This window comes from Streptomyces sp. JH14 (assembly GCF_029428675.1).
Taxonomy (GTDB): Bacteria; Actinomycetota; Actinomycetes; order Streptomycetales; family Streptomycetaceae; genus Streptomyces.
On record NZ_JAJNEL010000001.1, the window covers coordinates 6,181,419 to 6,200,026 of the forward strand.

Below are 18,608 nucleotides of genomic sequence, written 5' to 3' on the forward strand. Positions count from 1 at the left end.
CCTTCAGCGCGTGACCAGCAGGCCGCGGCTGCGCAGCACCCACCGCTCCAGCGGGCTGAAGGTCAGCAGATCGATGGCGATGCCGACGAGCAGGATCAGGAAGATGGCCAGGAACACCTGCGGCATGCTGGAGTTGTTTCGCCCGTTCTCCAGCAACTGGCCCAGGCCGACGCCCAGATCGGGCGAGGAAGCGATGATCTCGGCGGCCATCAGCGAACGCCAGGAGAACGCCCAACCCTGCTTGAGACCCGCAAGATAACCGGGTAGCGCCCCCGGCATCACGATGTGCCAGGCCCCGCGCAGGCCGGTCGCGCCCATCGTCCGGCCGGCCCGCAGGAACAGCGGCGGAATCTGGTCGATGCCCGCGACGAGGCCGTTGGCGATGGAAGGGACCGCGCCGAGCAGGATCACGGCGTACATCATCTTGTCGTTCAGGCCCAGCCAGATCACGGCGGGCGGCACCCAGGCCACGGACGGCAGCGACTGCAGGCCGGACAGGATGGGGCCGATGGCCGCCCGGACGAAGGCCACCCGGGCGACGAGCAGGCCGAGCGGCGTACCGATGGCGAGCGCCAGCAGGAAGCCGAGCAGACCGCGGGAGACGCTGGTCCAGATGTAGGCGAGCAGGGTGCCCTGGACCCAGGCATCGCGCACCTCGCCCCACACATCGGAGGGCGCGGGCAGCTTGTAGTCGGGGGCGACGTTCGCCCACACCAGCAGCTGCCAGACCACCAGCACCAGCGCCACGGCGGTGACGGGGGGCAGGACCTTGCGCAACAGGGTCTCGCGCAGCGGCGTACGGCCGGACTGCACCGAGTCCAGGGCGTCGAGGCCGGCTTCCAGTCCCGCCAGACCGTAAGCGTCCCGGGTCTGCTCGGCCACCGTGGAGCCATCCTTCTCGGCGTCGACGCCGGTGTCAGTGCTGGCCATGGCGGCGGATCTCCCCACGCAGTTCTTCGGTGATGTCGATGGACAACTCGGCGACCGCGCTGTCCTCGATGCGGCGTGGCTGCGGAATGCTGACGGTCCACTCCCGGGCGATGCGGCCCGGGCGGGAGGACAGCAGCACCACCCGCTGGGCCAGCCGCACCGCCTCGCGCACGTTGTGCGTCACGAACAGCACCGACAGTCCCGTCTCACTCCAGATGCGGGTTAGCTCGTCGTGCAGTACGTCACGGGTGATGGCGTCCAGTGCGGCGAACGGCTCGTCCATCAGTAGCAGTCGGCTGTCCTGGGCCAGCGTCCGGGCCAGCGCGACCCGCTGGCGCATACCGCCCGACAGCTCATGCACCCGCTTGCGGTAGGCGTCCTGCAGTCGTACGAGTTCCAGCAGCCGTTCCGCCTCGGCGCGGCGCTCCTGCTTGGCGACTCCGCGCAGCTTCAGGGCGAGTTCGATGTTCTTGCCCGCGGTCAGCCATGGGAAGAGGGCGTGTTCCTGGAACATCAGGGCGGGCCGGCCGTCCGTGGCGATCGTGCCCGTGGACGGCTGGTCCAGTGCCGCGACCAGGTTGAGCAGTGTGGACTTGCCGCAGCCGGAGGCTCCCAGGAGGGTGACGAACTCGCCCGGTGCGACGTCGAGCGTGATGTCGTCCAGCACGAGCTGCCGTCCGCCGGGTGTGCCCGGTGCGGGGAAGGACTTCGAGACGTGCTCGATACGGGCGGCGTACGTCACCGCCGTGGCGTCCTCGGCAGCCTTGGCAACTGTGGTGGCCATGGTCGTCACCTCCTGGGGACTCATCGGGTCCGGTTCCTGGTCACTCGGCGCCGAGACCGGCGTCGTCGACCTCGCTCTTGCCGTCGGCCTTGAGGACCTTGTTGAGGAGCGTGAGGTCGTAGATGCCCTTCAGGTCGGGCTTCTCCAGCAGACCGGCCTTGACCGCGTGCTCCGCCTCGGTGTTGAGAGTGGAGGCCAGTGGGTCGTCGGTGAACTGGATGGACTGCCAGGCGGGGTCGATGACATCGGAGGGAAGCGCCTTGCCCGACAGCTTTTCCAGCGCCTTGTTGGCGGAGGCCTTCGCCTCGTCCGGGTTGGCGTTGATCCACGCGTTGGTCTTCACCGAACCGCGCAGCACGGCCTCGACGACGTCCGGGTGCTCTTTGAGGAACTTCTGCGACACGATGATGTTCGTGATCACGAACTTCTTGTCGGGCCACAGCGTCGACTCATCGAGCAGCACCTTGGCGCCCTCGGCGACCAGCTTGGACGCGGTCGGCTCCGGCACCCAGGCGCCGTCGATGGAGCCGGACTTGTAGGCGTCCGGGGTGATCTTGTTGTCGGTGCGGACGACGGATACGTCGCCCTTGCCGCTGTCGGCGTCGACCTTCCAGCCCTGGTCCGCGATCCAGTTGAGGAACCCGACGTCCTGGGTGTTGCCGAGCTGCGGGGTGGCGATCTTCTTGCCCTTGACGTCCTTCAGGGACTTGATCTTCTTCGGGTTGACGACGAGCTTCACGCCGCCGGAGGCGGAACCGCCGATGATGCGCAGGTTCTTGCCGTTCGACTTGGTGTAGCCATTGATGGAGGGGGAGGGGCCGATCCAGCCGATGTCGATGGACCCGGCGTTCAGCGCTTCGATCTCGGAGGGGCCGGCGTTGAAGGTCGAGGCCTTGATAGTGGTGCCGCCGAGCTCCTTCTGGAACAGGCCCTCCTGGACACCCACCAGAGCGGTGGCGTGCGTGAGGTTGGGGAAGTAGCCGATCTTCACTTCGTCGGCAGAGAGCTTCTTGGCGCCCGCCGCGGCCGCCGGGGTCTGCTTGCCGTCATCGGTGGAATTGGAGCCGTAGCCGCAGGCGGTGAGCAGGAGGGGGAGCGCGGCTATGACGGCGAGGGTGCGCAGGGTGGTGAGCGGTCTTGCGGCAGACACGGAGGTGTCCTCTCAGGGAGGGAGGGGTGATCAAAGAGGGTGTGGGACGGCGTGCTGAGGTCTCAGACCGGCCGACAGATAGCGCTGGACGTACGGCCGAAGTCGATGTGACGACGCGAGGTCAGCACGGGCAGCACCCGGTCTGCGCAGCTGAGCGCTCCCACGGCCGCCCCCTGATCCCTAGTTTTCCTACCTGGCTGCTAGGGATCGTGACAGAAGGTGGCACCCACCCCAAGAGGCCGTTCACATGATGGACGCGACTATCTCAATGCTCGGGATCAGTGGCGATTGGCCCAGCGTGTCAGCGGTTTTCCCAGGCGATCCGGATTTCTCACGCTGGTGTCTCCAGGCCCACATGTCCGCCGAGTGCGGCGGAGAACTGATCGGTGACCCGCTCGAGTGCCTCCCGTGCGGCGGCCTCCACGACGGCCCCGCCGTCTTCCTATGCATCGATGTGCTTGTCCTGCACGAACCAGCCGGGCGTGATGTGCGCGGGGGCCACGGAGGTGAGCACCGGGCGCAGTCCGTAGTCGATCGCCAGGACGTGTGCCGTGCTCCCGCCGGTCGCCAGCGGTAGCACGGTCTTGTCCTCCAGTGCGTACTGCGGCAGCAGCTCGAGCAACGACTTCAGCTGCCCGGAGTGCGCGGCCTGGTAGGCCGGGATGCCGATGACTACGCCGTCGGCGCTACGGAAGCGCTCGATGGCGTGGACTGTCTCCGGGTGTCCGATGTCCGCGTGCAGCAGGGCTTCGGCCGGAAGGGTGCGGACATCGAGGGGGATCACGTCGTGTCCCTGGGCTGCGAGCCGGGCGTCCAGGTGACGCAGCAGACAGGCCGTGTTGTGGGTGACGCTCGTGCAGCTGGACACCGTGCACCGCCGCCACCTGGACGCCGCCGCGGTGCACCGCATCACCGAGCACCCCCATCTGTGGGCGTGCGCACGGGGGCTGGCGGCACACCCCGCCTTTGCCTCCCACCTTGACCTGGACGGCATCGCCCGGCAGGCACCCCGCCCGCTGCCGGGCCATGGAGACGGCCGGGGCGGCGGTACAGATCGTGGACTGGATGACGTACCACTGACTGGTCGTCATGGTCGCGGAACCGCCCCGGACGGCCGTCTCAGGGGGCGGGTACGTACTTGTACCCCACGCGACGCACGGTGACGATCCGCTGCCGGTGTGCCGAGCCCAGCTTGCGGCGCAGACGTGCGACGTGCACGTCGACGGTGCGTCCATCCCCCATATGGGTGTGACCCCACACGTGCTCGACCAACTGTTCGCGTGTGTGGACTCGGTGCGGATGAGCCACGAGCCGGACCAGCAGGGCGAACTCCAGGTAAGTGAGGACGAGTTCCTCTCCCTCCAGCTCGGCGACATGGCGCTCGGCATCGATACGGATCGGGTCACCGGCCAGGACCGACTGGTCCGGCGTGCGCGTCGGGAGCGGTATGGCGTCGGGGGTGACCGGGTGGATCTGTGGCCGCAGTCCTGCGTCGGCGAAGAGCGCGGCCGGGTCGACACCCTTGGGAAGCAGCACCAGATAGCCGACGAGCGGTGACCCGTCGTCGGGCGGTGTGCGGACCCCTTCCTCCTCTTGCGGGTCTTCGTGCACAAGGTGCAGGCGACGAGGGGCGGTCGGCGGGGCGTGGAGCAGAGTGGCGTGAGACGGGGGTGCCGAAGTCATGGCTGTAGTCCCTTCCCTGTGTGAGGGAGTTGTATTGGGGGCAGGTCGATGCGTCGGGTCAGAGGGGCAGAAATCCGGACGAGACGGGGCGACTGTTCGATAGGAGGTCGCTGAAGACCCGGTGCGGCGATGGCTCAGCCGTGTGTCGGACCTGCGAGTCAAAAAGAGAGAAGGAGAGACGGGCGACCAGATGTGCCGCAGAGCCTCGGTCTCTTTCTAGCCGCGTCGGCAGACGGCGCTGGCCACTCGACGGAAGTCGACGTGCCGGCGGCGTACGAGGGGTTGCTGCGCGCGGGACATGGCCCCATGTTGGGTGAGCGCAACGTCGGCGTCAACGCTTCTCTACTAAATCAGTAGGGATAGTGGGGAATTTCACTGGGCCAGGCGGCTTGAAGCGGCGCTCACCGCCAGTGGTCCGTAACAGCGGCAATCGGTGCCTGCGGAAAGCTCCTTCAACGATGGTCGTATCAACCTGAAAACACGGTGAGTGCCGACCCCCAGCGCGGACGACAGGGAACCCGGGGCCGTGGCCGGACCGGTACCCCGGCGAGGCTCGGGTCGTCGAAGGTGCTCTGGACGCCGAAGGCCGTTTGGAGCAGGAAGCTGGTCGGTCCCGACGCGAGGAGATTCATGGCCACGCCCAGGACCACCGCTTCGCCGCGCAGCGTCACCGCGCCGACAGCGAGGAACGGAGGGCGAGGCCACGGCCACCCCGCGCCGTCTGGTCGACGAGTTCGCTCACGAGTTCGGCGACTTGTTCCACTTCGATGAGGAAGCCGTCGTGACCGTACGGGGATTCGACCACCCGGACGTGATCCGCTGTGGAGATCCCGGCCGCCAACTCCGCTTGCTGGCACAGCGGATAGAGGCGGTCCGAGTCGACACCCGCAACGAGGGTCCTGGCCGTCACACGGCTCAGGGCGGCGCGCATACCGCCCCGGCCGCGACCGATGTCGTGACTGTTCATGGCCTCTGCCAGTGTGACGTAGCTGCCCGCGTCGAAGCGGCGCACGAGCTTGGCGGCGTGGTGGTCGAGGTAGGACTCGACCTGGAACCGGCGCCGTTCCAGGGATCTTCCGTGCCCTGCGGCGTGCGGCCGAAGCGGACCTGGAGCTCCGGTTCGCTGCGGTAGGTGACGTGGGCTCGACGAGCGCTCCGTAGGCGGTGGAGTAGGCGGCCCACAGCGCCGCCGCGCCGATCGGGGCTCAGTCCTCCGGCCCTCCGGGGTCAAGGATGACCGGACCGACTGTTCCTGGCGACACTTCCCCCGGAGGGCGCGCCTCAGAAGTGGACAGGTCAAGCCCGTGGCGCATGCTTCGGCCGCGTGCTCGAAGCTCATGTAGCGGTGCATGCTGATGGGCGCGCGTAGGTGCCGTTGGCAGTCATGTCGGGAAACCGGCCGGCGCGCGATCGAACTTCTCCGCGAGGAACACGCGCGCCGCTGCGCAGGCTGGCGAAGAGGAACGCCGCTATGCGCCGAACCGCCGCGGGATCGAGGGTTCTGGGCCAGTAATGGCGTTGTCACCGCCACGGCCCCGATGCCGATCCGGCTGCCGCACGCCCGGCTCGGACGCGAGGGAACCGGCATCATCGAGGCCGACGGTGTAGCCGACGGTGAGCCGGGTGGGCTCTGCGGCGGCCCGGGCGGCGGCCGCGGCCTGCTCGGAAGGCACGCAACAAGCCCTGCGCGTGGGGGAGGAACGCCTCGCCCGCCGCGGTGAGCCGCGTGCCCTGCCGCGTACGGTCCAGGAGCCGCGCGCCCACCTGGCCTCGAGCCGGTTGATCTGCCGGCTCAACGAGGGTTGCGCGATGCGCAGTTCGGCCGCGGCCCGTCCGTAGTGCAGGTGTGACGCGACAGTGACGAAGTAGCGCACCAGCCGCAGGTCGAGGTCCTTCATACCTCAACCGTATGACGTGGTGCGGAACAGGTCTTTGATCACCCGGCGAGCGGGTCCCTAGCGTGAAGGGCATGGCTACTGAGAACGAGATCGCGGTGCGGCGCTTCTATGAGGCCCTTGCCACCGGAGACACCACGTTGGTCGACGAGGCCCTCGCCCCCGACTGGGAGGCCGTCCCGGCCATGCGCACCGGGCCCGGCGCGGACGGCTGAAAGGAGAGTATCGATCACCTGCGCGGCGTCTTCGCCGGCCTGACCGTCACGATCGAGCACGTCGTCGAGTCCGGTGACCTGGTGGCCGTGCGTTCGGTCGGCCGCGGGGTACACGCCGGGCCGCTGCTCGGTGTCGAAGGCACCGGCCGCGAGGTCGAGTTCCGGGCGTCGGACTTCCACCGGCTGGCCGGGGGCCGGATCGTGCGGACCTGGCACGTGGAGGACTACTTCGGCATCGCCACCCAGATCGGGCTGGAGTTCACCCGTGGTGCTTGACGGGAAGACCGCGGTGGTGACCGGGGCGGCGCGCGGGATCGGCCTCGCGTACTGCCGGCGGCTCGCCGCGGACGGCGCGAACGTGGTCGCCGTCGATGTCGACGACCCGACCGGCAGCGTGAAGGAACTGATGGGCGGTGGCGACAAGTTGGGGCTGGTGAGCGACATCAGCGATCCGTCGCAGGTCGACGCCGTGGCCCGCACGGTCCTCGACCGGTACGAACGCTGCGACATCCTAGTCAACAACGCCGGCGTCTTCCCCCTTCACCGACCTCGACCATGTGACGCTCGAGCTGTGGCGCACGGTGTAGGCGGTCAACGTGGAGCCGATCCTGTTCTTCGCCCAGGCGTTCGTCCCCGGGATGCGGGCCGCCGGGCGTCGCACGTTTGCCTGCGTGCGTCGGATGCCGACTGGTTACTGCATCAGCTCAATATGGTGATGCTCCGACGACAGCGGGCAAATGTAGAGCTGCTGTCGGCCGCCACGGCCGATCTGGACCGCGGTCGGTTGCCGCGGGGCCAGGTCGCTGTTGGGCTGCGCGGCGCGGGGTCGGCCGACGCGACCTCGATCGTGCACAGCAATGCCTTGGGCCCGGAAGAAGTCGATCACGGCCTGGGCTTCCGGGCCGGTCTTCGTGGTCGAGGGCCTGGCACGCGCTTGCTCTGAGTCTGGGCTCCAGCTGCGGGTGTCGTCGTCCCATTCGAAGGTGGCGATGGTGAGCAGCGGGTCCATTTCAGTGCTGCATGCGGGGCACTCTCGGGGCGTGGGGTCGGTGGGGCCCCAGAATGGCCACCCGCCGACTTTCCAACCGGGCGCAACGGACAGGCTGTTGCGGTAGAACCTCTCCGGGGCAGACGCGTAGGAACTGTCTGCACCGGCGTCGGCGGCCTGCCACTTGTTCCAGTCCCCAAGTGAATCGCGCAGCTCGTTGCTCAGTTCCATGGGATTGGGGAACTCGGTGATCTGCTCTGGGGTGAGGAGGCATGGCTCGAGTACATGATCGGCGGACTGTACGGCGGACGGTTCCGGAGGTGTGGTGAGGCTGTCGGTCACCGCGGCGGCAGATCGCCAGAACAGCGCGGTCCTGGGCATGATCGGGTGGTTGAAGGGGCACCACAGGATCTGGAGCAGGTCGGCCTCTGGCTGCCCGGGCGGGCGCAGGTCGGGAATGTCACGTGCGTACAGCTGGGCCACGGGCAGCATGGCGACCGGACCTTCGGGCCACGGGCGGCTTTCATAGATCCGCTTCTCGGTCGCCAGTTCCTCAGGCGTGGGCCGGGATGCCTGGCGGCCGGGGCTCCGCCGGCTCGCTACTGCGGCCCGGATGCGCCGCAACTGTCGTACGTCCTCCGGGGAGAGGACTACATTCGCCAGGCTGCTCCTCACGTGCGGCCCTTCGCAGTGCGGCCACGGCTCGTCGGCTGGCCAGAGAAGCGGCCCGCCGACGGAACTGTCGTGTGGTGACGGAGACCCGGGGCGGGGATGCAGCCGGGTCGCCGTGCGTGCCAGCGGGGCCAGTTGGGGGAAGAGCGCGGTCACGTCGAGCGGCCGCGGCGGGGTCGTGAAACTCATTCTGGCTCCGGACAGGTCGAACTGGATGGGATCAGTTGCCGCTCTCCCCGAGCGTCAGGCTGGGCCAAGGGCCGGCGAGGACGTCGTCGTCCAGGGAGACACCGAGATGACCGAGGACGAGTGCCACCACAGGGGCCATCCCGTCACCGTCGTTCTCGTGGGCGGCCAGGGCCGCTTCGACGCGGTCCCACCAGGGGTCGTACGTTCGGTGCGCGAGTACTCCATGCCGGGCTCGAAGTGTTCGACGCACTCGCCGTCGCGCCAGTACTGGAAGACGTCCATCCCGTCCGCGGTCGCCACGCAGTACGTCTCGGTACCCCGGGACAGTGCCGCGAGCACCTCGTCTTCCAGGCCGATACCGCCCTCTCCTTTGACGCAGAGAGCCCAGTCGCCCAGGCTCCCCGAGCGGAGCAGCGAAACCATCCCGCCGTCCAGATCACCCGCGGGCAGGTCCGAGGCCGCGTCCCAGTCGAGCTGACGGGCCTGCGCCGGGTCGGCGCCATAGCGGGTGAGGACCTCCTCGGGGCCGAGGCCCCGGGTGAAGGTGACGCGCATCCATGCCTTCGCCCAGTCCCATGACATGGGTTTCACGTCCGGTTCCATCCCTGTTTCTCCGTCGCCGGCGCCTGACGTTCCGCTCACGGGACCAGCTCGATGTGGGGATGCTCCGAGGAGGCCGGGCAGGCGTGGAGCTGGAGATTGTAGCCGCTGGCGATATCGAGCATCGTGAAGTTCGCTGTCGGGTAGCCCGATGGAAGAGGCGTGGGGTCGGTGCGCTCCTCCTCCGGGGCCCAGCTCTCGCTGCCGCCGTTCCATTCGGTGGTGGCGATGGTGAGGAGCGGGAGCGCCTCGGTGTCGCATTCCGGGCAGCGGCGGGGCATGGGGTCGGTGAGGCCTCAGGTGGACCAGCCGCCGGCCTTCCAGCCGGGGGCGTAGGAGAGCTCATCCCGGTAGAACTCGTGGGGGCGAACGCGTACGAGTCGTCCCAGACCGGTCCGCCCGCCTCCCACCGGTCCACGTCGTCCAGTTGCCGCTGGAGGTCCTGGCTCAGCTCCATGGGATGGGGGTACTCCGTGACCTGCTCCGGCGCGAGTACGCACGGCGGCTCCGGCAGGTAACAGATCAGCTGGACCGCGGACGGTTCGGACGGTGCCTTGAGCACGTCGGCGGCGGAGCGCCAGAAGAGCGCGGTCCGCGGGTGCGCCGGGTGGTCGAAGGGCACCACAGGACCTGGAGGAGATCGGCCCCGGGCGGGGCCGGCACCGGAACGTCGCGGGCATACAACTGGGCAACGGGGAGCATGGGGATCGGGCCCTCGGGCTGCGGGCGGCCCACGTTGTGCCGCTGCTCGGCCGCCGCCTCCTCGGGTGTGGACATGGGCCCCTCGGGATCCCGGCGACGCCGGGTCTCGGCCGCTGCCCGGGTGCGCCGCAACTGCCGAATGTCCTCCGATGAGAGCGCCGGGGTCCGCTTGTCCCACACGTGCTCGCCGTCGCAGTACGGCCACGGCTCGTCGGCTGGCCAGAGAAGCGGCCCGCCGACGGAGCTGTCGTGCACGGTCGGCGACCCGGGCCGCGGGTGCAGCCGGGTTGGCGTGCGGGAAGCCGGGCAGGCGTGGAGCTGGAGGCTGTAGCCGCTGGCGATATCGATCATCGTGAAGTCCGCCGGCGGGTAGGGCGATCCGCGCCGGGTGGTGCAGGGGTACCACGACGCTGCCGGCCCTGATCCCGACCCTGCGGGTGACCGCGGCGACGGCGGCCCCCGTCACTGCGGGGTTCGGATAGAGACCACCGAACTCGTGGAAGTGGCGTTCGGGAGTCCAGACGGCGGCGAAGCCGTGCTCGTCGGCGAAGCGGGCTCCTTCGAGAAGCAGGTCGTAGCGTCCTGCGCCCGGTGCGACGGCCGCGCCGTCCGCGAAGTAGAACAGTGAGAATTCCATGGGTCGTTGCCTCGGTTATCGGATGCTGAGGGGGCGGAGGCCGGTCCAGACCGACTCGATGTGCTCCAGGCACTCGGCGTGGGTGCCGCGCCGGCCGGTCTCCCGCCAGCCCTGCGGCACGGCCACCAGGTCGGGCCAGACCGAGTACTGCTCCTGCTCGTTGACGACAACGGTGTGTACCGGCTGGTCCTTCTGATCGGACATGGGACGGGCGCCCTTCTATGTGTGCGGAGACGGGTGGGGGAGTGCTCAGGACGCCGCGGGATCCGGCTTGTCGACCGGTTCCACGGTGATCGGTGCAGGCAGTTCGTGCTTGATCCGCGCCAGCGAGGAGAGAGCCAGCGGGACGAGGGCCAGGCACAGGCCGATCGTGGTGACCAGGACGGTGCTCCGCAGCCCCAGGGTTGCGCCGAGCGCCCCGCCGATCAGCGCGCCGATCGGCGCCACGCCCATGGCCACGAACCGGTTGGTCGCGGCGACGCGACCCTGCAGGTTGTCCGGGGTAATGACCTGACGGATCGTCAGCATCGTGATGTTGTTGGCCGTGCCGAAGGAGGCGAAGAGGAAGTTGACCAGGACGAGGATGCCCACGGTGACCACGCCGTTGCCCTGCACCAGGGCGATGACGGGCATCACCAGGTTGGCGACGGCACCGGTCAGCAGCAGCGCGCGGCCGTAGCCGAGCCGCTTGGGCAGCTTGCCCGCGAAGAGCGCCCCCACCAGGAAGCCGGGGCCGAGCCCGGCCAGCACAAAACCGATCGAGGAGGCCGACAGCCCCAGGGTGCGCGGCATGTACTGGAGGTAGGCGACCTCGAAGGCGGTGAACGACAGGTTGAAGACACAGGCCATCAGGCTCATGGCACGCAGCTGCTCATTGCCGAACACCACCCGCAGGCCGTCCTTCACCTGGCGCAGCGTGCCGCCGGCCCTCGTCGCCCCGGACGCCTCGGTGGTGGTCTCACGGTGCCGGATCAGCCATATGTTCAGTGCCGAGACCAGGTACGACACCGAGGCGGCGCAGACCGCGACGGGTGCGCTCAACCACTGGATCAGAACACCGCCCAGCGCCGGTCCGCCGATCGTCGCGGCCGACTGGCTGCTGCCGAGCAGCGAGTTCCCGGCGCTCAGGTCCTCACGGTCGACCAGCCGGGGCAGATAGGCCTGCCCGGCCACGTCGAACAGGACGGTGCAGCAGCCCGCCAGGAACCCCAGCACGTAGAGCCAGCCGATACCCAGCCAGTGCAGCCAGAACAGGACCGGCACCACCGCCAGGACCACGGCGCGGCCCAGGTCGGCGCTGATCATGAGGCTGCGACGGCGGATCCGGTCGACCAGCACCCCGGCGAACAACGACACCAGCAGATAGGGGAGGTTGATCACCGAGGTCAGCAGACCGACCTGCTGCGACGTCGCGGACAGGGCGAGGACCGCGGTCAGCGGAATGGCCAGTGTGCTGATCTGCGCAGCGAACAGTGAGGCCGTCTGGCCGACCCAGAGCTTGGTGAAGTCGGGGTTACGCCACAGGCTTCGACGCGGCGCGGGACCGGTCTCCTGCTCGGTGGTGACGCTGGACATGTACTGCTCCTTGTGGGGGACGGGACGGGATGGGATGGGAGTGGGGCTCCGGAGCGACCGGGACAGGTGTCGCCCGGCTCAGCGGACCGGTGAGCCCTGGGGCTCGCCTGTGGCGGCGGCCTCGATCCTGGAGGCCACTTCCTTGACGTTCGGCTGCTCGAGCATCGTGAAGTGGGTGCCGGGCGGCTCGTCGATCAGCAGCGTTCCGTCGACGCGCTCGCGCCAGCCGAAGTCCCAGCCGGTGAACAGCTCGGTCTCGGCCCGGATCAGCAGGGCGTCCCCGCGGAACGGCTCGCGGGGCGTGTCGCGGTAGGTCAGCAGGGCCCGGGCGTGCCGCTGGTAGAGCCGGACCAGCCGGCGCAGGTCCAGTGCTATGGACGTGTCGGCCCGCTCGTCGTCGGTGCCCCGGGTCAGCTGGAGCACATGCCGGATCCGGGCCTCGTCGTCCAGCTGCTCCAGTTCCTCCTCGGTGGTGGGCAGCCGGTGCCCGAACGCACCGATGATCGCGGCAGCCTCGGAGATGGCGTAGCGCGGCGGAACCGGGTCGTCGACGCTGGCGCTGACGATGGTGAGCGTGGCCACCTCCATGCCGCCTGCCTGGAGCTGACGGGCCATCCCGTACGAGATCATGCCGCCCATGCACCAGCCGCCCAGGTGGTACGGACCCTCCGGCTGGACGGTGCGCAGTTCCGAGAGGTACAGCGCCGCGATCTCCTCGATGCTCTCGGGCCGGGGCGTCTCGGGACCCGCGTACTCGGGCGCCTGGACCGCGTAGAACGGCTGGTCCGGGTCGAGCACCTCGACCAGGTTGGAGTAGCAGGAGACACTTCCGCCGAGCGGGTGCACGAAGAACAGCGGCGGCTTGGTCCCGGTGGAGCGCAGGGTGACCACAGTGGCGGCCGCCGCTGCCCGGCTGCCGTCGATGATCTCGGCGATCCGCTCCACGGTGCCGCCCTCAGCACGAACGCGCTCGGCACCATGTACTCGGGCAGGGACTCCGCCACCAGGCACGTCGCGCAGCGCGTCGGCCGGTGCGTCGTGCTGCGCTCCGGCCCCGGTGTCGTCCGCCGCGTCGCCCGGCCCGAGGGTCAGCACGGTGACGCCCTCGGCCACCACCCCGCCGCTCCCCGGCCCGGTCAGAAGCACCGCCGCCCCGGAGTCGGCGAGCGTGAACTCCAGTCGCTCCGCCGGGTATCCCGGGTCGAGCGGCAAATAGACGCCCCCGGCCTTCAGCACCGCGAGCAAGCCGATCATCAGCTCCAGCGACCGCTCCAGGCGGACGCCCACCACCACGTCCGGGCCCACCCCCAGCCCGCGCAGCCGCCGGGCCAGCCGGTCGGCACGCCGGTGCAGCTCGGCGTAGTCGAGCTGTCGGCCGCTGAAGCGGACGGCGACAGCACCGGGGGTGCGCCGGCTCTGCTCCTCGAACAGCGAGGTCAGGGTCGGCTCGGGGGACCACGACTCGGCGGTGTCGTTCCACGTGGTCAGCAGGCGCTCGCGCTCCGCACTGCCGAGCAGTTCCACGGTGGCGACCGAAGCCTGCCGCTGCGCCACGACGGCTGCCGTGACGTTGCTGAGGTGCTCCACCGGCCGCTGAACGGTCGCCTCGTCGAACAGGTCGGAGTCGTAGTCGAGCCAGCCCAGGATCTCCCTGCCGTCGTCCAGCATCCGCAGATTGAGGTCGAACTGGCTGTTGGCCGCAGTGGCTTCGACGAGTTCGGAGCTCAGTTCCGGGGCATCGAAGGAGCCGAGCCTGACGTTCTGGAGCGCGAACAGCACCTGCACCAGGGGGTTACGGGAGAGGTCCCGTTCCGGGACGTGGGCGCCGACCAGCTTGCTGAACGGCACCTGCTGGTGCTCGAAGGCAGCCAGCGCGCTGTCCCTGACCCGGCCGAGCAGCTCCGTGAAAACCGGTTCGCCCCGCAGGTCGACCCGGACAGGGACGGTGTTGACGAAGCAGCCGACCAGGTCCTCGAACTCGGGCCTGGACCGGTTCGCCACCGGGGTGCCGACCAGGAGCTGCTCCTGGTCGGTGTAGCGGGACAGCACCACGCCGAAGGCGGAGAGCAGCGTCATGAACAGGGTGGCGCCGGCCTCCCGCCCCAGCGTGCGCAGCCCTTCGGCGGTCGCCGCGTCAATGGCGAAGCGGTGCCGGGCGCCTCGGTGCGCCTGGACCGGTGGGCGCGGACGACCGGTGGGCAACTGGAGCAGGGCGGGGGTGTCGCCGAGGTACTCGCCCCACCAGGACAGCAGCTCGTCCAGCCGCCGGCCGGCCAGCTCCCCGCGCTCCCAGCGGGCCACGTCGGCGACCTGGAGGCCGTCCGGCCGCTCCGACGGCGTCGGCTCCCCGGCGTCGGCCCGGTACGCCTCCCCGAGAGCGTCCAGCAGGAGACCGAAGGACCAGCCGTCGAACACGATGTGATAAACCGTCAGTACGAGCAGGGCGGTGTCCCCGCCGGACCGGAGCACCGCGACCCTCAGCAGCGGCCCCTCGGCGAGATCGAACGGCCGCTTGGTCTCCTGCATCGCGGACTCCAGGGCGGACGCCTCGGACACCGCGCTCAGGTCGGCCTCCCGCACCACGACCCGTGCCCCGGGCGCCGTGGTCTGCACCGGGGCGCCGTCCACGAGCGAGAAGCGCGAGCGCAGCACCGCGTGCCGTGCCACGACCGAGTCCACCGCGCGCTGGAGCACACCGGTGTCCAGCGGACCGCTGATCCGGAGTAACACCGGCATGTTGTAGGCCGCGCCGCCAGGGCGCAGCTGCTCCTCGAACCAGAGGCTCTCCTGGGTCCACGAGAGCGGGCCGGGTCCCGGGACGGTGGATCTCGGGACCGGCAGCGCGTGCGTTGCGGCGGCGACGGTGTCTGCTGCGAGTGCCGTGCCTGCGGTGGTGCCGACCAACTGGGCAAGTTGGGCGACCGTGGGGTGCTCGAAGAGGTCCCGCAGTGTCAGTTCCGTACCCAGCTCGCGGCGCACCCGTACCAGCACCTGACTGAGCAGCAGGGAGTGGCCGCCGAGTGCGAAGAAGTCGTCGGTCGCCCCGATCCGCTCGCGGCCCAGCACCTCGGCCCAGATCGAGGCCAGCTCCGTCTCGACACCGGCGGCGGGCGGCACGTCCGCCGCGACTGCGGACTCCTCGGGGCCCAGGGACGCCAGCCCCGCCCGGTCCGGCATCCCGTTCGCGGTCAACGGGAACGTATCGACGACGACGAAGCTGCCCGGGACCTTGTGGTCGGCGAGCCGGGCGGCCAGCGACCGGCGCACCGCCGCAAGGTCGGGCCGCTCACCGCCGGTCGCCAGGTAGCCGGCCATCCGGTGCCCCGCGCCGGGTTCCGGCACGGCCAGCATCGCCGCCGCACGTACGGAGGGCAGGGCCAGCAGCGCCGTCTCGATCTCGGCGGGCTCCACCCGGAACCCGCGCACCTTCACCTGCTGGTCGGCCCGGCCCACATGGTCCAGGAGTCCGTCCGGTCGCAGCCGGGCCCGGTCGCCGGTGCGGCAGACCGCGTCGGGTCCCCCCTTCGCGAAGGGGCTCTCGGCGAAGCCCGTGCGCCGTTCGCGGCCTTCCGGCCGGTCGGTGGTCTCCGGCCGTTCGTGGGCGTAGCGCGCCAGATGGGGTGTGCGGACGACGACCTCGCCAAGTTCCCCGATGCCGGTCTGCCGTTCCCCGTTGAGCACCAGCAGCTGGACGCCGTCGATGCCCGATCCGAGCGGGACACGGCCGCGACCGGGCGGTGCCGGGCTCCCGGCCGCTCGGGCGAGGTGCACCGACACCGCCTGCGGTGTCTCCGTCGCGCCGTGCAGGTTGAGCAGGTCGGCACCGGGGGCCAGCGCGGTCCACTCCTGGACGGTCCGCCAGGTCAGCACGTCTCCGCCGAAACCGGCCAGCCGCAGCTGCGGCCAGCCCGGCCCGGCGACGGCGGCCAGCGAGTCCGCGAGCGCGGGCGTCAGGTGGGTCACGGTGACTTCGCGGCTGCGGAGTTCATCGGCGAGGGCCTCGGCGTCGTGTACGTCGGCGTCGGGGAAGACGGCCGCCGCACCGACCCAGAGCGGGGCCAGCACGTCCCGCAGGAACGGGTCGTGGCCGAGCCCGGACAGCACCGAGAACCGGTCCGCCGGGGTGAGCCCGAACTCCCGGGCGTACCAGTCGAGGAAGTGGATCAGCGGGGCGTGGGTGCCGATGATCCGCCGCGGGCGCCCGGTGGTGCCCGAGGTGAACGCCACATAGGCGGGCTCGTCGGGCCCGGGCGTGGTGCCGGTACCGCTTCCCGTCCCGGCATCGTCCGGGAGCGCACCGGCCAGGACGGCGCCGACGTCCAGCGCCGGCCCGTCGGCGAAGCCATCGGGCCGACGGCCGGGCGCCGCCGCGAGCCAGGCCCGCGGGGCCAGTTCCGCGGCTCGCAGTGCGGTCTCCTCGGCGGGCCGGTCCGCGGCGAGGACCGCGAAGGCGGCTCCGGAGCGCAGCACGCCCAGCAGAGCCACCGCGGTGGCCGGATGGCGGCTCGCGTGGACCACTGCGCCCGGCTGCATCCCACGCGAGAGCAGCGTGGTCCGCACCGCCTGGGCCCTGCCGACCAGCCGGCGGTAGGTGACGGTCCGTCCGTTCGCCCTGAACGCGGGTGCTTCGGGTGTACGGACCGCCCACTCCAGCACCCCACCGTGGGCGGTCGCGCCGGCCGGGACACCGACGGGGGAGCCGGCAGAGAGGGAGAGGCTCATGACGGGAGGGCCTCGGCGACCAGCTCGACGAGGCGATCCGGAGTGGACTGCAGGACATCCAGGAAGTCCACCTCGACGCCCCATATTTCCTCGATCCGGGCGACGATCAGAACGGCGTGGAACGAGTCGCCGCCATGAGCGACGAACGACCCATCACCGGGGATGTCCGTATCCAGGACATTGGCGACGACTGACCGCACATCGACCGGGGCCGCGCTGCTCTCCGGGGTAGTGGACTGGGTCATTCGGAACCATCTCTATACGTAATTTCATGCACCGGACATGCGTGTGCAATGTCTGCGCCATACTGGGCAATAAACGGAATGTGAACGCACGTAAAACACGAGCCGCGCAGCCCCAACGGATATCAGGAAAATGGCATGGCGAAACCGGCGGCGACACCGCAGGAACGCATGGGAATTACGTCGACCGACTGGGCGAAGCGGAACAGGGGAACCCTGTTTCTGGGGCCCTCAGCAGCTAGAGAAGCGGGCGGCGGGACAACAACACGCCAATTCAGGACAACAGGAACAAGGTGCGGATATAGTGTTCCGGACCATCGTTCCCCCTGGATTGTCCCGGCTGATCGACCTTATGTGAATACCCCCGGGTCGCGTCAACACCTGTCGGGGACCCTTTCTCGGGAATTCATTCCGAAATCCCGCAAAGCAGGCGAACTTCAGCGGATCCGAGACGCTCGGCACCCCAGGGCTTCGGCGTAGTGCGCTGACGTCCGGTTGGTGATGGAGCGTCGGGTTGGCGGGGGCCGGATACGGAACAGGCACGAGTGTCCGTGATCATGGAGTCCTACCTTTCAAGAGGGTTCGAACTGGTCACTCGTAAGATCGGTCGGCCCAGGGGTCCTGGGTATGGCTGTCATGGAGGAGCCGATCGGATGGCTCAGAGAACATGGTCGCCCGGGGCCCCGAGACGACTCGACCGCCAATTGGGATGTGCGACTTGATCGCTCTGTAGGACTACGTCGGCGAGGTCGTCTGCGGGATCGATCGGCAACGACGAGCTGACGGAGGTGGCCGTGCCCCGGATCTGGGCCGGAATGGACATCGGCAAGGAACATCACCATTGCGTGGTGCTCAACGATCGGGGCGAGCGTCTGCTCTCCCGGCGGGTCCTGAACGACGAAGCGGCCCTACTGGATCTGATCGGCGACGTCCTGGACATCGACCAGGACGTGCTGTGGGCTGTGGACATCAACCACGGCGGTGCCGCGCTGCTGAGCGGCCTGCTGCTCAACCACAACCAGCCCATGGCCTACCTCACCGGCCTGGCGGTCCACCGCGCGTCGGGCACCTATCGCGGAGAGGTCAAGACCGATGCGAAGGACGCTCCCCTCGCATCTGCGGGAAAGAGTACTTCACCGATATGCCGAAGCGCGCTCCTGACACCAAATCACAGGGTGCTGCAGGGGGGCAGCGCGGAAGATGAGTTCGCCAAGCCCTCCCGGCAACTACCACCTGCCGGCCTGCGTCGGACACATGGATAGGGTCGTGGTACCCGAGCTGGAGAGGTAGCCGCATGGACCACGACATCGTGATCGCGCAGACGACCAGTGACGACGAAGATCAGGCGAAGGCTCTCGCCCGAGGCGCTGTTGAGAGCAAGCTGGCAGCGGGCGTCCACATCGATGCGCCCATCACCGCCTTCTACTGGTGGCAGGGGAAGGTCGAAACGGCTCAGGAGTGGCGGATCTCCTACATGACGTCGTCGGATCGCCTCCCCGCGCTGGAGGCGTGGCTGCACGAGAGGCACCCGTATGACGTCCCTCAGTGGGTCACGCTGCCCGTGACGGGAGGCTCGGAGGCGTACCTGTCCTGGGTCGTCGACGAGACGCGCCCGCAGTAAGGG

At 69.4% G+C, this 18,608-nt stretch carries 13 protein-coding genes and 8 pseudogenes; 5 read left to right on the forward strand and 16 right to left on the reverse strand.

The window, feature by feature from the left end; genetic code table 11:
• Positions 1–3: 3 nt before the first annotated feature.
• The 4 genes and pseudogenes from LRD69_RS27815 to ssuE all read right to left on the reverse strand — a co-directional run bounded on the left by LRD69_RS27815 (position 4) and on the right by ssuE (position 3,732).
• Positions 4–930, reverse strand: coding sequence for an ABC transporter permease (locus tag LRD69_RS27815; RefSeq protein ID WP_277329282.1), 927 nt, complete (start codon positions 928–930; stop codon positions 4–6).
• On the reverse strand, positions 917–1,714 hold the full coding sequence (locus LRD69_RS27820; protein WP_277329283.1) for an ABC transporter ATP-binding protein: 798 nt from the start codon (positions 1,712–1,714) through the stop codon (positions 917–919). The genes LRD69_RS27815 and LRD69_RS27820 overlap by 14 nt, the downstream gene beginning before the upstream one ends.
• A gap of 40 nt (positions 1,715–1,754) precedes the next feature.
• The gene (locus LRD69_RS27825) at positions 1,755–2,864 is read right to left on the reverse strand and encodes an aliphatic sulfonate ABC transporter substrate-binding protein (RefSeq protein ID WP_277329284.1); all 1,110 of its coding nucleotides are present in this window, start codon (positions 2,862–2,864) and stop codon (positions 1,755–1,757) included.
• 331 nt (positions 2,865–3,195) lie between these two features.
• Positions 3,196–3,732 (reverse strand): annotated as a pseudogene (gene ssuE, locus LRD69_RS27830) (NADPH-dependent FMN reductase).
• On the opposite strand from ssuE, the pseudogene LRD69_RS27835 reads away from it, so the two are divergent.
• Positions 3,704–3,944, forward strand: a pseudogene (locus tag LRD69_RS27835) (glutathione S-transferase family protein); the annotation flags it as partial. The pseudogenes ssuE and LRD69_RS27835 sit on opposite strands and share 29 nt — an antisense overlap.
• Positions 3,945–3,983: 39 nt before the next feature.
• Here the strand turns inward: LRD69_RS27835 and LRD69_RS27840 are convergent.
• The 4 genes and pseudogenes from LRD69_RS27840 to LRD69_RS27855 all read right to left on the reverse strand — a co-directional run.
• On the reverse strand, positions 3,984–4,547 hold the full coding sequence (locus tag LRD69_RS27840; RefSeq protein WP_277329285.1) for a winged helix-turn-helix domain-containing protein: 564 nt from the start codon (positions 4,545–4,547) through the stop codon (positions 3,984–3,986).
• A gap of 533 nt (positions 4,548–5,080) precedes the next feature.
• A pseudogene (locus LRD69_RS27845) lies at positions 5,081–5,258 on the reverse strand (ABC transporter permease); the annotation flags it as partial.
• 16 nt (positions 5,259–5,274) lie between these two features.
• Positions 5,275–5,702, reverse strand: a pseudogene (locus LRD69_RS27850) (homoserine O-acetyltransferase); the annotation flags it as partial.
• Positions 5,703–6,148: 446 nt separating this feature from the next.
• Positions 6,149–6,445: pseudogene (locus LRD69_RS27855) on the reverse strand (LysR family transcriptional regulator); the annotation flags it as partial.
• Positions 6,446–6,516: 71 nt separating this feature from the next.
• Between LRD69_RS27855 and LRD69_RS27860 the strand changes: the two are divergent.
• Both LRD69_RS27860 and LRD69_RS27865 read left to right on the forward strand, forming a co-directional pair.
• Positions 6,517–6,657, forward strand: coding sequence for a hypothetical protein (locus tag LRD69_RS27860; RefSeq protein WP_277329286.1), 141 nt, complete (start codon positions 6,517–6,519; stop codon positions 6,655–6,657).
• Between the two features lie 18 nt (positions 6,658–6,675).
• The gene (locus LRD69_RS27865; protein WP_277329899.1) at positions 6,676–6,933 is read left to right on the forward strand and encodes an ester cyclase; all 258 of its coding nucleotides are present in this window, start codon (positions 6,676–6,678) and stop codon (positions 6,931–6,933) included.
• Positions 6,934–7,348: 415 nt separating this feature from the next.
• On the opposite strand, the gene LRD69_RS27870 is transcribed toward LRD69_RS27865, so the two are convergent.
• From LRD69_RS27870 to LRD69_RS27905, 8 genes and pseudogenes are all read right to left on the reverse strand, one after another.
• A complete protein-coding gene (locus LRD69_RS27870) occupies positions 7,349–8,137 on the reverse strand; it encodes a hypothetical protein (RefSeq protein WP_277329287.1) in 789 nt (262 codons plus the stop codon).
• 423 nt (positions 8,138–8,560) lie between these two features.
• Entirely contained in the window at positions 8,561–9,088 is a 528-nt protein-coding gene (locus LRD69_RS27875; RefSeq protein ID WP_277329900.1) for a DUF6461 domain-containing protein, read from the reverse strand.
• Positions 9,089–9,144: 56 nt separating this feature from the next.
• Positions 9,145–10,159 (reverse strand): annotated as a pseudogene (locus LRD69_RS27880) (hypothetical protein).
• Positions 10,160–10,223: 64 nt separating this feature from the next.
• Positions 10,224–10,445: pseudogene (locus tag LRD69_RS27885) on the reverse strand (LLM class flavin-dependent oxidoreductase); the annotation flags it as partial.
• 15 nt (positions 10,446–10,460) lie between these two features.
• Positions 10,461–10,649: an MbtH family NRPS accessory protein gene (locus tag LRD69_RS27890; protein ID WP_277329288.1), complete on the reverse strand. Its 189-nt coding sequence runs from the start codon at positions 10,647–10,649 to the stop codon at positions 10,461–10,463.
• Positions 10,650–10,694: 45 nt separating this feature from the next.
• Positions 10,695–12,020 carry an MFS transporter gene (locus LRD69_RS27895; RefSeq protein WP_277329289.1) on the reverse strand — a complete coding sequence of 442 codons (1,326 nt, stop codon included), beginning with the start codon at positions 12,018–12,020 and terminating at the stop codon, positions 10,695–10,697.
• Between the two features lie 78 nt (positions 12,021–12,098).
• Positions 12,099–16,742: a non-ribosomal peptide synthetase gene (locus tag LRD69_RS27900; RefSeq protein WP_277329290.1), complete on the reverse strand. Its 4,644-nt coding sequence runs from the start codon at positions 16,740–16,742 to the stop codon at positions 12,099–12,101.
• Complete coding sequence (locus LRD69_RS27905; RefSeq protein WP_277329291.1) at positions 16,739–16,987, reverse strand: acyl carrier protein; 249 nt, start codon at positions 16,985–16,987, stop codon at positions 16,739–16,741. Before LRD69_RS27905 ends, LRD69_RS27900 begins: the two co-directional genes overlap by 4 nt.
• 791 nt (positions 16,988–17,778) lie before the next feature.
• Here LRD69_RS27905 and LRD69_RS27910 point away from each other — a divergent pair.
• Positions 17,779–18,090 (forward strand): annotated as a pseudogene (locus LRD69_RS27910) (transposase); the annotation flags it as partial.
• Between the two features lie 188 nt (positions 18,091–18,278).
• Positions 18,279–18,605 (forward strand): divalent-cation tolerance protein CutA, encoded by a 327-nt coding sequence (cutA, locus tag LRD69_RS27915; RefSeq protein WP_277329292.1) that lies wholly within the window; start codon positions 18,279–18,281, stop codon positions 18,603–18,605.
• Positions 18,606–18,608 lie beyond the last annotated feature (3 nt).